At 69.5% G+C, this 13,365-nt stretch carries 15 protein-coding genes; 7 read left to right on the forward strand and 8 right to left on the reverse strand.

Annotated features, from left to right (window positions below):
• Positions 1-12: 12 nt before the first annotated feature.
• Complete coding sequence (gene hflX / locus DFJ65_RS12975; protein ID WP_115923373.1) at positions 13-1,485, reverse strand: GTPase HflX; 1,473 nt, start codon at positions 1,483-1,485, stop codon at positions 13-15.
• Positions 1,486-1,727: 242 nt separating this feature from the next.
• On the opposite strand from hflX, the gene DFJ65_RS12980 reads away from it, so the two are divergent.
• From DFJ65_RS12980 to DFJ65_RS12990, 3 genes are all read left to right on the forward strand, one after another.
• Positions 1,728-2,225: a SigE family RNA polymerase sigma factor gene (locus tag DFJ65_RS12980; RefSeq protein ID WP_115923374.1), complete on the forward strand. Its 498-nt coding sequence runs from the start codon at positions 1,728-1,730 to the stop codon at positions 2,223-2,225.
• A gap of 233 nt (positions 2,226-2,458) precedes the next feature.
• A complete protein-coding gene (locus tag DFJ65_RS12985) occupies positions 2,459-3,097 on the forward strand; it encodes a hypothetical protein (protein ID WP_147301389.1) in 639 nt (212 codons plus the stop codon).
• Between the two features lie 145 nt (positions 3,098-3,242).
• Positions 3,243-3,854, forward strand: coding sequence for a class I SAM-dependent methyltransferase (locus tag DFJ65_RS12990; RefSeq protein ID WP_245950245.1), 612 nt, complete (start codon positions 3,243-3,245; stop codon positions 3,852-3,854).
• Here the strand turns inward: DFJ65_RS12990 and dapF are convergent.
• From dapF to DFJ65_RS13015, 5 genes are all read right to left on the reverse strand, one after another.
• Positions 3,838-4,701, reverse strand: coding sequence for a diaminopimelate epimerase (dapF, locus tag DFJ65_RS12995; RefSeq protein WP_115923377.1), 864 nt, complete (start codon positions 4,699-4,701; stop codon positions 3,838-3,840). The genes DFJ65_RS12990 and dapF overlap by 17 nt on opposite strands.
• A gap of 150 nt (positions 4,702-4,851) precedes the next feature.
• Positions 4,852-5,760 carry a tRNA (adenosine(37)-N6)-dimethylallyltransferase MiaA gene (gene miaA / locus DFJ65_RS13000; protein WP_245950247.1) on the reverse strand — a complete coding sequence of 303 codons (909 nt, stop codon included), beginning with the start codon at positions 5,758-5,760 and terminating at the stop codon, positions 4,852-4,854.
• 37 nt (positions 5,761-5,797) lie between these two features.
• Complete coding sequence (locus DFJ65_RS18115) at positions 5,798-6,928, reverse strand: sensor histidine kinase (RefSeq protein ID WP_147301390.1); 1,131 nt, start codon at positions 6,926-6,928, stop codon at positions 5,798-5,800.
• 5 nt (positions 6,929-6,933) lie between these two features.
• Positions 6,934-8,061: a sensor histidine kinase gene (locus DFJ65_RS13010; RefSeq protein WP_147301391.1), complete on the reverse strand. Its 1,128-nt coding sequence runs from the start codon at positions 8,059-8,061 to the stop codon at positions 6,934-6,936.
• Positions 8,062-8,137: 76 nt separating this feature from the next.
• Positions 8,138-8,677 (reverse strand): hypothetical protein, encoded by a 540-nt coding sequence (locus DFJ65_RS13015; RefSeq protein WP_147301392.1) that lies wholly within the window; start codon positions 8,675-8,677, stop codon positions 8,138-8,140.
• A gap of 157 nt (positions 8,678-8,834) precedes the next feature.
• On the opposite strand from DFJ65_RS13015, the gene DFJ65_RS13020 reads away from it, so the two are divergent.
• From DFJ65_RS13020 to DFJ65_RS13030, 3 genes are all read left to right on the forward strand, one after another.
• Positions 8,835-9,533 carry a response regulator gene (locus DFJ65_RS13020; RefSeq protein WP_245950249.1) on the forward strand — a complete coding sequence of 233 codons (699 nt, stop codon included), beginning with the start codon at positions 8,835-8,837 and terminating at the stop codon, positions 9,531-9,533.
• Positions 9,534-9,617: 84 nt separating this feature from the next.
• On the forward strand, positions 9,618-10,574 hold the full coding sequence (locus DFJ65_RS13025; RefSeq protein WP_147301393.1) for a DNA polymerase III subunit beta family protein: 957 nt from the start codon (positions 9,618-9,620) through the stop codon (positions 10,572-10,574).
• Positions 10,571-10,891, forward strand: a complete 321-nt coding sequence (locus tag DFJ65_RS13030) for a hypothetical protein (RefSeq protein WP_115923384.1) — start codon at positions 10,571-10,573, stop codon at positions 10,889-10,891. The genes DFJ65_RS13025 and DFJ65_RS13030 overlap by 4 nt, the downstream gene beginning before the upstream one ends.
• Here the strand turns inward: DFJ65_RS13030 and DFJ65_RS13035 are convergent.
• A complete protein-coding gene (locus DFJ65_RS13035) occupies positions 10,885-11,169 on the reverse strand; it encodes an acylphosphatase (protein ID WP_115923385.1) in 285 nt (94 codons plus the stop codon). The genes DFJ65_RS13030 and DFJ65_RS13035 overlap by 7 nt on opposite strands.
• Positions 11,170-11,478: 309 nt before the next feature.
• On the opposite strand from DFJ65_RS13035, the gene DFJ65_RS13040 reads away from it, so the two are divergent.
• Positions 11,479-12,648 (forward strand): RtcB family protein, encoded by a 1,170-nt coding sequence (locus tag DFJ65_RS13040; RefSeq protein ID WP_115923386.1) that lies wholly within the window; start codon positions 11,479-11,481, stop codon positions 12,646-12,648.
• Between the two features lie 10 nt (positions 12,649-12,658).
• On the opposite strand, the gene DFJ65_RS13045 is transcribed toward DFJ65_RS13040, so the two are convergent.
• Positions 12,659-13,330, reverse strand: coding sequence for a YdeI/OmpD-associated family protein (locus tag DFJ65_RS13045; RefSeq protein WP_115923387.1), 672 nt, complete (start codon positions 13,328-13,330; stop codon positions 12,659-12,661).
• Positions 13,331-13,365: the final 35 nt, after the last annotated feature.

Genomic DNA, 13,365 nt, shown 5'->3' on the forward strand with positions numbered 1-13,365 from the left:
CCGCGGCACCGGTCAGACGGCGTACGCCTCGAGGGCCGCTTCCAGCGACGGGTTCACCTTGGCGTGCACGTGGGTGCCGTCGCCGGTGTGCTCGCTGCTGATGACGTCGGCTTCCTGGTGCAGGCGACTGAGCAGGTCGCCCCGGTCGTAGGGCAGCAGCACCTCGACACGGATCTCCGGGCGCGGCAGTTCGCGGTCGATGAGGGCGAGCAACTCGTCGAATCCGGCTCCGGTGCGGGCGGATACGGCGATCGCGTGCTTCTCGGTGCGCAGCAGCCGGTCGACCACCTCGGGGTCGGCGACATCGGCCTTGTTGATGACGATGACTTCCTTGACGTCGGTGGCACCGACGTCGGAGAGCACCTCGCGCACCGCCGAGATCTGCGACTCGGGGTCGGGGTGGGAGCCGTCGACGACATGCAGCAGCAGGTCGGAGTCGCCGACCTCCTCCAGGGTCGAGCGGAACGCCTCGACCAACTGGTGCGGCAGGTTGCGCACGAAACCGACGGTGTCGGCGAGCGTGTACGGACGGCCGTCGGCGGTCTCGGCGCGACGCACCGTCGGGTCGAGCGTGGCGAACAACTGGTTCTGCACCAGCACGCCGGCGCCGGTGAGCCGGTTGAGGATCGACGACTTGCCGGCGTTGGTGTAGCCGGCGATCGCGACCGACGGCACCTCGTTGACCTTGCGGCCGTGTCGCTTGGTGTCGCGGATCGTCTTCATCGACGCGATCTCGCGCTTGAGCTTGGCGATGCGGGAGTTGATGCGACGACGGTCGAGCTCGATCTTCGTCTCACCCGGACCACGCGAACCCATGCCCTGTCCACCGGCGGCCTGGCCACCGGCCTGCCGGGACATCGACTCACCCCAACCACGCAGGCGCGGCAGGAGGTACTGCAGCTGGGCGAGCTCGACCTGCGCCTTGCCCTCCTTCGACTTCGCGTGCTGGGCGAAGATGTCGAGGATCAGCGCGGTGCGGTCGATGACCTTCACCTTGACGACGTCCTCCAGGGCGCGCCGTTGGCTGGGTGCGAGCTCACCGTCGGCGATGACGGTGTCGGCGCCCTCGGCGATGACGATGTCGCGCAGCGCGGCCGCCTTGCCGGAGCCGAGCCAGGTGCCCGGGTCGGGACGGCTGCGTCGCTGGGTCACACCGGCGAGCACGGTCGACCCGGCGGTCTCGGCGAGCGCCGCGAGCTCGCGCAGCGAGTTGTCGGCGTCCTCGACGGTGCCTTCGGTCCACACATTGGCCAGCACCACACGCTCGAGTCGCAGCTGGCGGTACTCGACCTCGGTGACGTCCTGCAGTTCGGTCGACAGCCCCTCGACGCGACGCAGTGCCGCGCGTTCGGCGCGGTCGAGCTGGTCACCGTCGGCAGAGTCGCCGTCGTCGATCAGGAAGCCGTCGTCGTCGTACTGCAGGTCGATGTCGGAGTCGGCGAGCGCGTCGGCGCGGCGGTTGAAGAAGTCGTGTTGCGAAGTCATGTTCCCCTTAGTCTCGCAAGATTCAACGAGGCGGGCGAGTCGTTTATGCCTTGCTCGTCTCGCGGCGGGGCACCAAGTCGTATGCCGCGGCGGGACACCAAGTCGCGTCAGGCGCGCCTTACTCGGTCGTATCGGCCCCAACCGGCGAGTAAGTCGCGTCCGACGCGAGTTCGTGCGTTCGGGTGGACGAGCGGTGGGACAGTTCGACTAACTCGACCCGTCTAAGACGGTAGGAGGTGGAAATGGCCGACCGGGACGGCTTCGACGAGTTCGTTGCAACACACGCGGTGGCGCTGGCACGCTCGGCGCGGCTGCTGACGGGCGAACCAGGGTCGGCTGACGACCTCCTGCAAGAGACGCTGATCCGCCTGTGGACAAAGTGGCCGCGCGTGCGGGGCGCGGATCGTCCGCTGGCCTATGCGCGCACGACCATGGCCCGGCTGCACCTCGATTCGCGCAGGTTGCGTCGATCGCACGAAACCCCGATCGCGATCGACGACCGCACCGGCGAACACTCGTCCCCGACATCGGTTGTGGACGACCACCTGACGTTATGGCAAGCGCTCGACCGTCTGCAGCGACTCGACCGTGCCGTTCTGGTGCTGCGGTACCACGACGGCTACACCTCCGGTGAGGTCGCGGCGATGTTGGGGATTTCCGATGGTGCAGTGCGCAAGCGAGCGGCTCGCGCGCTGCAGGTGGTTCGCACCGAACTGGACAGTTCGAAGGGAGTTCGCTGATGTCGTCGATCGAGGAACGCCTCCACGACGAGCTCACGGCAGCGGTCGACGAAGTGAGCGTCGACCCGGTAGCGCTGGCCCGGACGGCGACTCGGCGTGGGCGGCGCCGCCGTCGTCGTGCCGTGACCGCATCGGTCGTGCTGCCTGCTGTCGCCGTCGGCACCGTTGTCGCCGTAACAGTCGCGCTTCGTCCGGATCCGGGGCCGATCTCGGGTGGGTGGCCATCGGGTCCGGTGCTGCTGGAGGACGGCCAGCCGTTGTTGACCTGCAATACGCCGGATCGATTCACTCCGAGCGTCGCGCGCAACGGCCTGCCTCGCGAGAACCCGGTCGACTTCGTGCCGGCCATGCAGCAGCACGCGGCCGCAGAGGCGTGGAGCATGCCCGAGACCTTGCGTCGCGCTGCGGACATCGCGCGCGCCGACTGGCGGGTGGCGGCAGTCTCCGAACACACGGCACTCATCTTGTTCGGCGCGGTGAACAACCCGACCACGTTCTCGTTCGAGAAGTCCGGGAGCGGATGGAAGGTCAGCGGGATGGGCGGCTGCCGGAATCTGCGGACCGTGCCCTCGGTATCGACGCGGTCCTGGGTGGATGTGTCGACCGGCGGCACAGCGGGTTTGCTGTCCCGCAGCAGCAAGACGATCAAGCTCAATGTGATCGGGTCGTTCTGCACCGATGAACCACCACTGACCACGCTCGTGGAGACCACCACTGCGGTGACCGTCTACCCGACCGAACGCCGGACGAGCGAGGGTTGCGTCGGCGCGGCCAGACTGCAGGTGGTCACGGTCACGCTGTCCGCGCCGCTCGGATCGCGCCCCCTGCTCGACGGCACGGTCTGGCCGATCGCGGCGGTGCATGCGCAGTGAGGCAGTTTCGACGTGCGCCTGCGAGGTCAGATGCCGCGGCGGGGCACCAAGTCGCGTCAGGCGCGAGTTACTCGGGCGTATCGGCCCGAACCGGCGAGTAAGTCGCGTCCGACGCGAGCTGGTGCTCTCGGGTAGCGTCACCGCCGTGACCGAGCACGACCACTACTTCACCGCCGAGCCCGCCAGCGCCGACGAACGCCGCACCATCAACGTGCCGTTGGCCGGGGCGACGCGGACGGTGCAGGTGGCGCCGGGCATCTTCTCCCCCGACCGCATCGACCAGGGCACGACCGTGTTGTTGCGGCACGCCCCGGCGCCACCGGCGTCGGGCACCTTCCTCGATCTCGGCTGCGGCTGGGGGCCGATCGCGCTGACCTTGGGCCTGGAGTCACCGGACGCCGAGGTGTGGGCGGTCGACGTCAACGAGCGGGCGATGGACCTCGCCCGCCGCAATGCCGCCTCCCTCGGGCTCGACCGGGTGCACGTGGGCACCGCCGAGCAGGTGCCGGCCGAGCTGCGGTTCGACCTCATCTGGTCGAACCCGCCGATCCGGGTGGGCAAGAAGGTGCTGCACGACCTGATGACGACCTGGTTGCCGCGGTTGAGCGCCACCGGCGAGGCCTACCTGGTGGTGCAGAAGAACCTCGGATCCGACTCGCTGCAGAAGTGGCTGGGCGAGCAGCTGCCCGATCTGGTGACCGAGCGGTTCACCAGCGTGCGCGGATTCCGAATCCTGCGGGTCAGCCGGGCAGGCTGACCGTGCCGCGGGCCACGAGCTCGGCCGGCCCGGAGAGAGCGACCTTGTCGGCAGCGATGTGCACCCCGAGGCGTCCGCCGGGCACGTCGACGATCCAGTCGAGCTGATCCTCGGGCCGTCCGCCCCACCACCAGGTGGCGAGCGCCGCCGCGGCCGCTCCGGTGCCGCAGCTGCGCGTCTCCCCCACGCCGCGCTCGTGCACCCGCATCGAGATGTGTGCGTGCTCGATGGCGCGCACGAACTCGACATTGGTGCCGTGCTCGGGCGTCGGGTCGACCTTCGGTGCGGTGTGCAGGTCGAGGGCGCTGAGGTCGATCTGCGGCGGCAGCGCGACGACGGTGTGCGGGTTGCCGAGGTCGAGGCTGAGGGCCGGCAACGGGTCGGGCGCACCGTGCACCTGCACCACGGAGTCCATGCCGCGCTCGTTCGCCTCGGTTTCGCGAGCCAGGCGCCACGGGCCGAGGTCGGTGGCGAACCCGTCGGCCACCACTGTGATCTCCTTGCGACCGGCCCGGGTGGCGATCGCGAAGGTGTCGGACGTCTCCAGGCCCTGCTCGACGAGGTAGCGGGCGAACACGCGGGTGCCGTTGCCGCACATCTCGGCAACCGATCCGTCGCTGTTGCGGTAGTCCATGAACCACTTCGCGTCGGGGCACTGCTCGCGCACTTCGTCGGGGGCGGCGCTCAGCGGGGCGACCCGAATCACGCCGTCGCCACCGATGCCGGCGCGGCGGTCGGCGAGATAGGTGACGTCGCGCGGGGTCAGGGCGAGGCGGCCTTCGGGGTCGGGCACGAGGACGAAGTCGTTCTGCGTGCCGTGGCCCTTGACGAAGTCGATGGTGGTCACCGCTCCATTGTGCCGACCTACGGGTGCAACCGCCGCTCGCGGTGTAGCGCAAACCGCGGATTGGGCGGCGCGGTGTAGCGCAAACCGCGGTTCGGGCGGCCCTTGTGGTGCAGACCGCGGGGCATACGCCGCGGTTTGCACTACCGGAGGTCACCGAACCGCGGTTTGCACTACCTCGAGCGCGCGGTCGAGCAGATCAGGAGCGTCGTGCGGCAGCCAGATCACCCGCGGGTCGGCGCGGAACCACGAGAGCTGCCGGCGTACCAGGCGGCGAGTGGCCTGCGCGGTGCTCTCGATCGCCTCGTCCTGCGTGAGTTCGCCTTCGAGTTGGCCGAGGGCCTGCGCGTATCCGATGGCGCGGGTCGCGGTGCGACCGTCACGCAGGCCGAGCGGTTCGAGCCCGCGCACCTCGTCGAGCAGACCCAGCTGCCACATCGCCCGGGTGCGGTGGGCGATCCGTTCGTCGACCACGTCGCGGTCGGCGTCGAGACCGATCAGGACGGTGGGCTCGAGGAACTCCCGGCGCGGCATGGTGGCGCTGAACGGGCGTCCCGTCAGCTCGATGACCTCCAGCGCACGCACGATGCGGCGTCCGTTGCTCGGCAGGATGTTCGCGGCAGCTTCCGGGTCGGCGAGGCGCAGCCGGTCGTACATGGGAGTCGTTCCGGCAGCAGCCAACTCGGCTTCGAGCCGGCCCCGGACGGCGGCGTCGGTCGGTGGGATCTCGAGCACATCGGTCGCGGCGCGCACGTAGAGACCCGACCCTCCCACGAGCACCGGCACGTTTCCGCGCGAGCGGATCGCCTCGATGTCTGCGCGCGAAAGCTGTTGGTACGCAGCGACGCTCGCTTCCTCGGTGACTTCGAGAACATCGAGCTGATGGTGCGGCACACCGCGGCGTTCGGCGACCGTGAGCTTCGCCGTGCCGATGTCCATGCCCCGATACAGCTGCGACGCATCGGTGTTGACGACCTCTCCCCCGAGCCGTTCGGCGAGCGCCACTGCGAGGTCGGACTTTCCGGTGGCGGTCGGTCCGACGACGGCGACGATGGGGTGCACGGCTCCATTGTCGACCACACGACGCTGCTCCGAGCACTCAACCCGCGCGCGACACCGGGATGGTGGCCTCCACCAGCCACCCGCCGCGCGCCGTCGGACCACTGCGCAGGCGGCCACCCGACTGCTCGACCCGTTGCCGCAGCCCGTCCAGCCCGGTGCGCGTGCCCACCAGGGACAGTGTCGGGCTCGACGACGCATCGTTCTCCACCCGCACGGCGAGCGCGTCGCCGTCGAGACCGACGTACGCGTTGACCTCGGCGCCCGGAGCGTGACGCAGCGCGTTCGTGAGACTTTCCTGCACCACCCGGAAGGCGACGTGAGCGGTCGCGGTGTCGACGGCGTCGCGCTCGGCGGCGACGACGCACGACACCTTCAGCCCGCTGTCGCAGGCCCGGTCCACGAGTTCGTCGATCAGGGCGAGGTCGGGGCCGGGCACGTTGTCGCCGCCGAGCAGTTCGACCAGCCGCCGCAGCTCGCGCCGTCCCTGCCGGGCCGACTCGGCGATCGCGGCGAACACCTGCTCGGTGCGATCGGCGTCGACCGTGCTCAGCCGTTGCCCGGCCGCGGCCTGGATCACCATGACGCTCATCGCGTGGCCGATGATGTCGTGCAACTCGGCGGCGATGCGCGCGCGTTCGTGACGCCGGACAATCTGCGCAAACAGTTCCTGCTCGTCCTCGAGTTCCTTTGCCCTCACAGCGAGTTCGCGGGCGGTTTCGTTGCGGGCCCGATAGACGGCGCCGACGACGAAGCCGGGCACCGTGAACATCAAAAGCCCCACCGGGCTCTCCGGTTGCACGACGAGGGACAGTTCCAGCAGCACGATCCCGGCGCCGACCACCCACCACAGCTCGCGCCCGTGCCATGCGGTTCCGGCCACGGTGCACAGCGCGGTGACGATCAGCATCGCCGAGTCGGGCACCACGCTCGTGTGCGCCGCCCATCCGTCGACGACCGTCGCGCCGAACGAGAGGCCGAGCCCGACGACCGCAACCGCGCGCGGATGCCTCCGCCAGCCGACGAGCGTCACACCACTGAGCACCACGAGGGCGAGCACGGCGAAATCCGCCGGCCCGATCCGCGCACGCGAAACGGCCGGCGGCGCGACGACGAGCAGCAGCACCGCGACCACGATCGCGACCGCCTCCACACGCCGCAGGCGGGACACGACGATCAGCCGGCCATCGGCAGCGATGCGGTCGCCTGCGCCCGTCCACGAGCGACCCGAAGGTCGACGGATCCGCCGACGACCTGGGCGCGTTCGCGTGCCCGAGCGGCCGCGGCACGCACGTTCACGCCCTTCGGGACGGTGCCGGCGACCCGGATCTCCAACGCGTCGTCGGCGAAACGGACGTCGACCTCGACCGGTTCCTGCGACCGTCCGGCGAGCACCTGCACCAGGTGTTCGACGATGCGGTAGGCCGACAGTTCGACGGCCGCCGTCAGGCCGCGCGGATCGCCCGTGACGGTGAGTCGGGGCGGTGCTCCGGTGTGCCGCACCAGCATTGCGTCGAGATGGGCGATCGTCGGGGTGGGTGCGAGGGCGACCTCGCCGTCGCGCAGTTCCCCGACGAGGGTGCGCATCCGGTCGAGCGTCTCGCGGGCGTCGGTCTCGATGCGTTCCAGCGTGGCGGTGGCGCCGGCACGATCCGCGACGTCGGCCGTCTCGGCTGCGAGCGCGAGCCGGTCGAGCCGCACCTGCAGCAGTTCGTCGAGTTCGCGCGCGATTCGGGCGCGGTCGGCGGCCACCTCGAGGCCGGCACGCTCGTCGCGCAGGCGGTGCAGTTCGTGAGTGCGCTCGCGCAGGTCACCCGCCAGTCGACTGCGCTGGCGCACCGCCCGGCCGACGGCGAAGATCAGGAGGGTCACCAAAGCGGCAGGAGCAATGAGCCCCGACCCGGTGATGGCATCGACGGCGACGACCGCCACCGCCAGCACCACGGACAGTCCGAGGGCCCACCAGCGCCGGGCCCGATCACTGTCGAGCGCTCCGAGGAAGGCGAGCACGAAGGCAAGCGGAAGGCCCGCGCCGCAGCGTCCGACCCACCCGAAGATGAGGTCGTGCGCCACCATCGCACCCAGCGAAATCGCAAGCACCGCAACCACATTCCGGCGCCACCACAGCACCGGAACCGTCGCGAACCACCACACCGGAATCATCCAGACCGAATGACTGGTCATCACGTGCGCCATCGAGTCGTGCGCGATCTCGGCAGAGACCTCGGCGTCCGTCACCGAAACGTTCATGTACATCTGCGCCGTGCCAAGCAGGGTGAGAGCCGCAGCGATCCCCCAGTCCAACCGACGGATCCCCCGGAAGACCCCACCGAAGGACCCAGCTGACCTGTCGCGGCGGCTCTCACCCATGACCTGCCCCCTATGCGTGAACGCGCTCGGCCTGCGGCTGAACCGGCGCCGCGACCGTCCTCGTCCGATTGTGGACGAACAGCCCGACCGCCGTCAGCACAATGGCGATCGGCACGGTCGCCACCATGATCCCGGCGCCGTCGGTGGCGGAGTCGCGGATCAGAACGGCCACCTGCAGGGCCACGAGACCGAGCAACCCGGCACCCAACTCGGACCGGTTCTTCGCGAACCGCCCGAGCGAGTAGGCCAGCACGAACGACAGCGGCAGACCGAACCCGCACCGCACGATCCAGCCGAACATCAGCACGCTCGCACCAACCACCGCGGCCGACGCCCAGATCGCCGCGACGATCGCGCTGCGCCGAAGCAACACCGGCAGCACAGCGAGCACGAAGACCGGGATGATCCAGGTCGAGTGCGACTCGATCACGTGCGCCACGTCGTCCGCGCTCTTGGCGTTGACGTTCTCGAGTCCGATCAGCATCGCGACGACCACCAGTGCGCCGGTGAGCAGGTAGTCCATCGGACGCACCCTCTTGAGCAGTTCCATCGATCTCTCCTCCGTGATGAGGTCCCCCCACAGGACCGTGTTCGAAGCCTGCCGCCGCTCGGCACCGCCCGGCATCGTCTGCAGGAAGGATCTTCGGCCGAGCGAGTCATCCTCGAGAACGACTGCCCGGACGGTGGTGCGCCAGCACAATGGAGGGGTGGACGATCCCACTGCCCTCATCACGTCGCAGGTCACGCCGCTCATCACGGTGCTCATCGCCGACGACCAGGAACTGGTGCGCACCGGTTTCCGAGTGATCCTCGAGGCCGAGCCCGACCTGCGGGTGGTGGCAGAGGCGGTGGACGGTGACGACGCCGTCCGGCAGGCGGCACTGGTTCGGCCGGACGTCATCCTCATGGACATCCGCATGCCCGGCACCGACGGGCTGGCGGCCACCGAGCAGATCCTGCGCCGGCCCGAGCCGCCGACGGTGGTCGTGCTCACGACCTTCGGTCACGACGAGTACGTCTACCGGGCGCTGCGCGCAGGCGCGGCCGGCTTCCTGCTCAAGGACGCGCCGTCGACGAGGCTGCTCGCGGCCGTTCGGGCCGCGGCCAGCGGCGATTCGCTCATCGAACCCGCGATCACCCGCCGGATGGTCGAACGGTTCGCCGGCCCCGAACCTGCCACGCAACTGCCGGAGAACCTCCGCTCGCTCACCGACCGCGAACAGGAAACCCTGCGGCTCATGGCCCGCGGCCTGTCGAACGCAGAGATCGCGGCCGCGCTGGTCGTCGCCGAGACCACGGTGAAGACCCATGTGGCGCGGATCCTCGCCAAGCTCGGGGTACGCGACCGGTTGCAGGCCGTGGTCACCGCCTACGAGACCGGGTTCGTGTCGAGAACCGGTGAGTGATCGCGTCGGCAGCGACGGGTGCACGACCGCCGTGTTGACCCTCGACCTGCTTGAGGGTGCAGGGTGATCGGCGTGGAAGACCTCATGACCATCGGAACCCTGGCCGGCCGCTGCGGCCTCACGGTGAGCGCCCTTCGCTTCTACGACCGTGAAGGCGTGCTCGTCCCCGCCGCCGTGGACCCGTCGACCGGCTATCGCCGGTACTCGGGCGTTCAGGTCGCCGACGCAGTGCTCCTCGCCTCGCTGCGCCGAATCGGCATGCCGGTCAACGATCTTCGTGTGGCCCTCGACCTACGCACCGACGACGAGGCCGTCGACGAACTGCTGGACGAACATCTTCGCCGGCTGGAGGTGGCGGTCGAGGCCGCACGCAGCGAGGTCGACCGCATCCGCGAGCGCCGCAGCACGCTGAGCTTCAGCGTGTCGGTGGCCGGCGACGAGTTGCGCAGCGCGCTGCGCCGGGTGCGGTTCGCCGTCTGCGACGACGACGCATTCCCCATGTTGCACGGGGTGCGCCTGCAGCTGACCGGCGATGGTGCGAACGTGCTCGCGACCGACCGGCACCGCCTCGCCCGCGCCCCGCTGACGATGCTCGACCACACCGGCGCCGGCAGCGTGGTGCTGTCGTGCCCGCTGGTCGACGACCTCCTCGCCGACTCCTCGCCGAACGTGCAGATCAGCGTCGCGGACCAACGGATCACGTTGCGCGGCAACGGATTCGACACGGTGACCAGCGCGCTCGCGGGTGAGTACCCGGACGTCGACCTGATCCTTCCGGGCTCCGAACGACTCGATCGGATGGTGCGCCTCACCCCCGCGCCGGACACCTACCCGGACCTCGGCGCAGTTCGGGTGCGAAACGAGTTCCTGCTCGACGCGCTCGGCTCGGCCGGCTCGGAGGCCGTACTGCACCTCGACGGCCCCCTCGCCCCGGTCGTGGTGCTGGGCAACGACGGCTACCTGAACCTCATCATGCCGATCCGCCCCGACAGCGCTGCCGACACCGACCGTGCCGAGCAACCGAAGGCGGCAGCTCAGTGAGCGTGCTGGACCACCTGTGTCTCGAGTGCGCGCACCGCATCTCGATCCACGACGCCCGCAGCCGCGGCTACACCGATTGCGCGTGCTGCAACACTTCGGCCGGACGTCCGGACGCGGCACCCACGCTCATCGAGACCTTCGCGTTGCCGGGGCATCGGCTCGAGCCGCTCTACCCACCCGGCTCGGCACGGAACTCCGGGACGATGCACACGACGACGTCTTGCGATTGCGAGCGCTGCCACGAGACGTACGCGCGCCTCACCGGCGGCACGGCCAACTCGAGCCCGCGCGAGCACCCCGACTTCGCGCGTCAGTGATCGGTGGACCGGTCGACCACGAACCCCTCGGCGTCGATCGCCGGCACCTTGGTCACCTCGACGTCGGTGACCTCCGCCCGCCGCGGCCCCCGGCGGCACCAGGCGAGCATCTCCTCGACCGACGTCCAGCCGCCTTCGATGTGTGCACGCACCGAACCGTCCGGCTCGTTGCGCACCCACCCGCGCACGCCGAGCTGGCGGGCGTATTCGGCGCACGACGCACGGAAGAAGACGCCCTGCACCTTCCCGGTGATCCGGATCTCGACCGCGCGCAACATGGCAGACAGCGTAGAGCCCGGCGGTAATCCGGTTGCGGCGCAGGTGCGCCGGTCGGCAGACTCCAAGTCATGTCGATCCACGCGGTGTCCCACGAGGGGACTCTCTGCCCTTCCGGCGCCAAGCCGGAAGGCAGCTTGCGCTGCCTGGACGAGCGTCGCCACCCGACGCTCACCACCGCTGCTCAACCGTCACGGATCGACTGAGATCGACGCGACGTCGAACGCCCGGTGGTCTGTTCACCGGGCGTTTCTTGTTGCCCGACAACACCATTCACGCACCATCGAAGACGGACCAAGGGAGGTTCGACCATGCAGAAGATCAACGACCGGCTCTGGAACTGGGCCAGCATCCTCGAGGACAACACCCGTGAGCAGGCGGAGAAGACGGCGTCGATGCCCTTCGTCTTCCCGCACCTGGCGCTGATGCCCGACGCCCACCTCGGACGGGGCGCCACGGTCGGGTCCGTGATCCCGACGCTCGGTGCGATCATTCCGGCCGCCGTCGGAGTCGACATCGGCTGCGGCATGATCGCGGTGCGGACGCAGTTCACCAAGACCGACATGAGTGGTGATCTGGCGCAGCTGCGGCAGCAGATCGAGCGGTCGATCCCGCTGTCGGCGGGTGCTGCGAACCGGCGGATCTCCCGCGAGCACACCCAGACCCGGCTCGACGAGCTGTCGGCGATGGCGGCCGAAGCGGGATTCGACCCGTCGCAGTACGCCGGACGCTGGCAGCTGCAGCTGGGCACGCTCGGCTCCGGCAACCACTTCATCGAGGTGAGCCTCGACGAGCTCGACCGGGTGTGGCTGTTCCTGCACTCCGGCTCTCGCGGTGTCGGCAACAAGATCGCCGCACATCACATCAAGGTCGCGCAGAAGCTGGCCGAGCAGTGGTGGATTCCGCTGCCCGACAACGATCTTGCGTACCTGGTGGAGGGCACCGACGAGTTCTGGAAGTACATCCGGGAGCTGCGGTGGGCGCAGCACTACGCGCTGCTCAACCGGGAGGAGATGATGGACCGGGTGATCACCCAGCTGGAGTACTGGATCGGCGCGCCGGTGCAGCAGCAGGAGCGGATCAACTGCCACCACAACTACACCGAGCAGGAGACCCACTTCGGCAAGCAGGTGTGGCTGTCCCGTAAGGGCGCCATCAACGCCGAGGCGGGTCGTGACGGCCTGATCCCCGGTTCGATGGGCACCGCGTCGTACGTCGTGGTCGGCAAGGGAAACCCGCTGTCGCTCAACAGTTCTCCGCACGGTGCCGGTCGGGAGTACTCGCGGTCGAAGGCGCGCAAGACCTTCAGCCGGGAGCAACTGCAGGCCGCGATGGTCGGTATCGAGTACCGCGACACCGACGCGTTCATCGACGAGATCCCGCAGGCGTACAAGGACATCGACCAGGTGATGGCGGACGCCGCCGACCTGGTGGAGGTGCGGCACACGCTGCGGCAGATCGTCAACGTGAAGGGCAACTGACGACGGGTACTCAGGAGGGGCGGGCGGTGGCTGCTGCATGCGCAGCGGCCGCCGCCCGCTCCACCCATTTCGGCATCTTGCCGTAGCGCTGGGTGGGGATCAGCCGCCCGTTGGCACTGTCGTCGATGAGCTGCAGCAACCGCTTTTCGCGGGTCTCCTCGCGTTTGGCCGAGGCCACCCAGTTCTCGGCGCTCTGCCGGTAGGAAGCCGTCGTCTCGGCCCAGAACGCTGCCGCCGCGGGGTCGGCGAGCAACCGCGCCGACTGCTCGCCGCTCAGCGTCTGCCCCGATTCGTAGGCGTAGATGCCGCTGCGCTCGGGCTTGCGGCGCTCGAAGGCGGCGATGCCCGCCGGGTGCATCAGACCGGCCGCGGTGACCCGCTCGACATGGGCGATGTTGATCGCGCTCCAGACACTCGTGGACTTGCGTGGGGTCCACCGCTGCCGCACGGCGTCGTCGTCGATGCGTTGCACCACGCTGTCGATCCAGCCGAAGCACAACGCCTCGGGGACGGCGTCGTGCCAGGTGAGGCCGCGCGTGGGCACGTGTCGCTTGTAGAGGCCCATCCACAGCTCGGTGGCGGTCTCGTGGTTGACCTCGAGCCAGTGCCGGAACTGCGCCGCGTCGTCGAAGAAGAGCGCGGGACGTTCGGTCGATCCCCCGGGCGTGCCGATCGCTGCCATGGCCCCAGCCTGCCACCGTCCGCCGACAAGCCGGC

Source organism: Calidifontibacter indicus, assembly GCF_003386865.1.
GTDB classification, from domain to species: domain Bacteria; phylum Actinomycetota; class Actinomycetes; order Actinomycetales; family Dermatophilaceae; genus Yimella; species Yimella indica.

Bases quoted from the DNA above. Each gene is read 5' to 3' on its own strand.
- DFJ65_RS12980 (WP_115923374.1), top strand. From the start codon at position 1,728: ATGGCCGACCGGGACGGCTTCGACGAGTTCGTTGCAACACACGCGGTG.
- DFJ65_RS13045 (WP_115923387.1), bottom strand. From the start codon at position 13,330: ATGGCAGCGATCGGCACGCCCGGGGGATCGACCGAACGTCCCGCGCTC.
- hflX (WP_115923373.1), bottom strand. From the start codon at position 1,485: ATGACTTCGCAACACGACTTCTTCAACCGCCGCGCCGACGCGCTCGCC.
- DFJ65_RS13015 (WP_147301392.1), bottom strand. From the start codon at position 8,677: ATGGAACTGCTCAAGAGGGTGCGTCCGATGGACTACCTGCTCACCGGC.
- DFJ65_RS13035 (WP_115923385.1), bottom strand. From the start codon at position 11,169: ATGTTGCGCGCGGTCGAGATCCGGATCACCGGGAAGGTGCAGGGCGTC.
- DFJ65_RS13040 (WP_115923386.1), top strand. From the start codon at position 11,479: ATGCAGAAGATCAACGACCGGCTCTGGAACTGGGCCAGCATCCTCGAG.
- DFJ65_RS13025 (WP_147301393.1), top strand. From the start codon at position 9,618: ATGACCATCGGAACCCTGGCCGGCCGCTGCGGCCTCACGGTGAGCGCC.